Annotated in this window: 1 protein-coding gene; it reads right to left on the bottom strand. The window is 68.1% G+C overall.

The window, feature by feature from the left end:
- Nucleotides 1-385 (bottom strand): electron transfer flavoprotein subunit alpha/FixB family protein (locus tag AC1DFC_RS29835; protein WP_478180595.1); only part of this gene is annotated, 385 nt, incomplete at both ends.

Below are 385 nucleotides of genomic sequence, written 5' to 3' on the forward strand. Positions count from 1 at the left end.
TGAACTTCTCGGCGCTGCCCAGCGCCCGGCCACCCGAGACGATGATCTTGGCGGCCGTCAGCTCGGGGCGTTCGCTCTTCGTGACTTCCCGGCCCACGAAGCTGCTCTTGCCGCTGTCGGCCACGCCTTCGGCCGTTTCGACCGCTGCGCTGCCACCCGTGGCGGCTGCGGCATCGAAGCCGGTGGTACGCACGGTGATCACCTTGGTGGCGTCGCTGCTCTGCACGGTGGCGATGGCGTTGCCCGCGTAGATCGGGCGCTCGAAGGTGTCGGGGCTGTCGACCTTGGTGATGTCGCTGATCTGGGCCACGTCGAGCTTGGCGGCCACGCGCGGCGCGACGTTCTTGCCGTTGGCGGTCGAGGGGAACAGGATGTGGCTGTAGTT

The sequence above is a fragment of the Variovorax sp. 10L421 genome, from assembly GCF_056395365.1.